We start from the raw sequence: 3,725 nt of genomic DNA on the forward strand, positions 1-3,725 counted from the left end.
GTCGTAGGATGGGGGGGGGCCTCCTGCGAACTCATTGCGAGTAGACTGAGAACGGGGATCGGAACTCATTGATTCCACCTGGGATCGATTGTGCTACCAGCGGCGGGGCACAAAGAGAAGTACAGACGATAAGCTACGTCATAAAGTTTCATTTTACAACGGTTCGGCGCCGCTGGTGAGAACCAAAGACGCCAAAATGCAACGGAACGAGATCTTAACGGTTCTAACGGCCCGGGTTGTCAGGTAAACACCGCTTTTTACTAGTCAATTTTGCTCGAAGATCTGCCGGCAACTCAACATTAAAAAAGAATGATCTCTAAAACCAACGGGAATTTTGACTTTCGGGACATTTGCAGAATTGGAATCTTGGACAGTTGCCTTTGCGAGGGGAACCCTCCATGTCAATTTGTGAAAAATGCACCAGTGGACTGTTTAAGTCTCCTGATATGTTTTCAGATGTATTCAAGGGTACACTGAACCTGCGGTTGTTGTCTCTCTTTTTCGGAATGATGATCCCCCCTCCGTTTGGAGGGATCATCACTCGTCAACTGAATCAGGAAGTCTGCTGTGCGAGTTTCGCGTCGATCTCTGGGAATCACCATCCTTTTGGCCCTGCTTGTCGGACTGTTGCTGCGGTCGGCCGATTCAGAGTTAACACCGCAGAATCCAAGGATTACACAAGGAATGGCGCTGCCCGAATACGACGAAGAGGGAAGGTTGCGCAGGCCCGATGGATTTGAGAAATGGGTCGTGGTGGGAACGTCTGTCGGTCTTGGCTACTCCGATGGAGCGCAATCAAATGCAGATAATCCAGGTACGTTTCACAATGTCTATCTGCAACCGGAAGCTTTCGATCACTACGTGAAGACAGGCGAATTTCCCGAGCAGTCGGTATTCATTGTGACAAACCTTCCCTCGCGACCTGCCAAGACCAAGGGCCCTGTCTCAAGAACGGGTTTCGTCGCGGCTCCGACAGAAGGGCTTGAAGTGGCTGTCAAGGATTCAAAGCGGTTCCCGGATGCCTGGGCCTACTTTCTGTTTCATGACGCGGCAGAGGGTCGGAATCAGACCGTCCGGAAGACTGAAGCGCCGATCGCGAGGAGTGCTTGCTACGACTGCCATGCCGAGCACGGTGCAGACGATAACGTCTTTACCCAGTTTTATTCGGTGCTGACGACTGCCCGGGAGAAGGAACTCACGAAGAGCAACACAGGCAAATAGGCAGGCCTGCTTGAGAACTCGGGACACTTGCAGATGCAAGCGGACTCACCAGGAAATTGGTGCAATACCAGAGTCGGACGCGGATAGGCCGACTTCAGTCAATCATCGGCAGCGATCCTGACGGATTTGCTCGCGTCCCGGATTGCCGTCAGTCCCGTTAACTGCACTGGAATGTTTCTGGCGGAATTTGTCCGACTGTTCAGTAGGCCGAATCTCGCTCCTGACGAAACGGCTTGATATAAAGCGGCCAACTGAGAAGCGGAAAAGAATGCCGCCCGCGCGTTGAATCACCGTACGAACTGATTCAACAACTTTGAAAACGAACTCACCTGTCGCCGGTAATAACAATGACCGTGCGCTATCACGCACGGTCATCTCGAAGCAGCTTACGGGGCCGGTGCAGCAGCGGGTGCAGCCGGGGCCGTGAAAGGGATCAGATCCGGCTGATACTCACGCACGTCGATCAATGTTCCACCCAGGAACAGGGCGACGAATAAGAGTGAGAAGCAGAATACGATCGCGTGAAACGGGTTGTCATAGCGCAAGTGCATAAAGTAAACGGCCACCAGTGCTGCTTTCGTGGTCGCGATCGCCATGGTGATCGGAACTTCCCAAGCACCAAGGTGAAATTTCGAGATGACCACCGTGGCAATTGTGAAGAAGATCAGTGCACCAAAAATCGTAAACAACATGCTCAAGGGCATGACGTGGACATGCAGTCCTTGATGGCCATGGTGCCCCACTTCGGTATGGTGCGGCGTCATGGGATTGGCAACGGAGTGTGATTCTGAGTGAGACATGGGTTTACCCAATGAGATACAAGAGTGGGAACAGGTAGATCCAGATCAGGTCGACAAGGTGCCAGTACAGGCCAACGTAGTCGACGGGACCAAAATAGTCTGGCCCAAAATCACCTCGGATCGATCGCCAGACCAGCCATGCGATGGTTCCCATTCCAGCCAGAATGTGAATCGCGTGCAGGCCGGTCATGACATAGTAAATGCTGAAGAAGATCCCCGTGTAGGTCGGATCGAATTCTGCCTGGCCCAGGGGATGCGAAGGGCCATTTCCGATGCTGGCCTGGGGTTCACTGACTTGGCTTTCGGTTGCGTGGCTGTGACCCGCGTGGGCATCAGTCCCCTGAGCTACGTTTGCGTGCTCATCGTGACCGTGGCTCTGATCCCCGCCCTGCTCTGAGTGCGATTCTTCGTGATCGCCACCGTGTTTGACACCGGTGAAGGATTCCTCGATCACGGGAACCAATGTTCCCAGGCCGACGCCGCCGAAGAACGCAACGCTGGTCAGCAGCAGACAGAACCAGAACGGGGCTGCGATTGGAGACTTCTTGGCTCGCGAGACGGCAAATGCAACGCCCGTAATGATCGTTGCCAGGATCGCTGGAATTGAGAGTACGAGCAGCGCTGGACTGTGTGCCGCATGATCTTTCGGGTTGAACTGAGAAGCCCACAGGATCCCCAGGTCCCACTTGTGGCTGTATTCTACGGCTTTCACGCCCAGGAAGATGCTGGCACACATGAGAGTGATCGTCAGCAAGCGGATCAGCAGCGTCTTCTGACCCAACTGAGCTGCGCGAACTGCCCACGCCATCGTCAGGCTACTGAAAATCAGCACGGCAGTGTTCGTGGCGCCTAATGTCGAATCGAGATAGCGGTCGGCATTCGCGAACGCTTCCGGATGGGTGCTGCGATAGACCGCATAGGCACAGAACAGCCCACTGAAGAATAGGACTTCAGTGATCAGAAACAGCCACATGCCGAACTTGCCCGCATCAAATTGTTGCTGGGGCGAGCCGAAGTGATGGGCCAGGAACCTCGGATGATCGTCACTGTGATGATGCGAAGTGGCGGAGGGCTCGGCAACTACGCTTGATGAATCGGACATGTGGATTAACCGGATGAAAGTGAGGTACTGGATACGTTCTGAGACGGAATAGTGCGATCAACGCCTAGTGCTTCACAGGGAGCGGAGCGTCATCCGGATCAGGTGCGACTTCTTCGACTTCCACATATCCACCTTCCTTGGGATCATACTGAATGTGGTCGTAGTGGTATGGCTCAGTCACGACAGGTGGCCAGTCAAAATTGTGGTGAGGGGGTGGCGAACTGCATTTCCACTCCAAGGTCGAACCACCCCAGGGGTTTGCAGGGGCACGACGCCCTCTCAGAAGTGAATGCAGCAGCACGCCGGCGGACAGGAACAAACCTGCTCCCAGCAGCAGCGCACCAAACGTGCTGAACTGATGGAAGATCTGGAATTCAGGATCGTACTTTGCATATCGCCGTGGCATGCCTCGACTGCCGAGGATGAACTGCGGGAAGAAGGTCGCGTTGAAGCCGACGAAGATGATCAAACAGGCGATTCGAGCAAGGTTCTCGTTGTACATCTTGCCGAACATCTTGGGCCACCAGTAGTGCAGGCCACCCAGGAAGGCGATCAGAGTTCCACCCATCATCACGTAGTGGAAGTGAGCCACAACGAAGTAA

Annotated in this window: 4 protein-coding genes; 1 reads left to right on the plus strand and 3 read right to left on the minus strand. The window is 54.1% G+C overall.

All coding sequences use genetic code 11. The features are described from left to right. Positions 1-567 precede the first annotated feature (567 nt). The gene (locus VGE80_RS08460; RefSeq protein ID WP_440592340.1) at positions 568-1,221 is read left to right on the plus strand and encodes a cytochrome P460 family protein; all 654 of its coding nucleotides are present in this window, start codon (positions 568-570) and stop codon (positions 1,219-1,221) included. 386 nt (positions 1,222-1,607) lie between these two features. Here VGE80_RS08460 and VGE80_RS08465 read toward each other — a convergent pair whose 3' ends face one another. The 3 genes from VGE80_RS08465 to VGE80_RS08475 form a co-directional block, all read right to left on the minus strand. Further along, the gene (locus VGE80_RS08465; protein ID WP_440592341.1) at positions 1,608-2,021 is read right to left on the minus strand and encodes a cytochrome C oxidase subunit IV family protein; all 414 of its coding nucleotides are present in this window, start codon (positions 2,019-2,021) and stop codon (positions 1,608-1,610) included. Between the two features lie 4 nt (positions 2,022-2,025). Then, on the minus strand, positions 2,026-3,123 hold the full coding sequence (locus VGE80_RS08470; RefSeq protein WP_440592342.1) for a cytochrome c oxidase subunit 3: 1,098 nt from the start codon (positions 3,121-3,123) through the stop codon (positions 2,026-2,028). Between the two features lie 64 nt (positions 3,124-3,187). Further along, positions 3,188-3,725: cbb3-type cytochrome c oxidase subunit I (locus VGE80_RS08475; RefSeq protein WP_440592343.1), on the minus strand; the 538-nt coding region annotated here is incomplete at its 5' end.

This window comes from Schlesneria sp., from assembly GCF_036405755.1.
In the GTDB taxonomy this organism is placed as follows: Bacteria; Planctomycetota; Planctomycetia; order Planctomycetales; family Planctomycetaceae; genus Schlesneria; species Schlesneria sphaerica.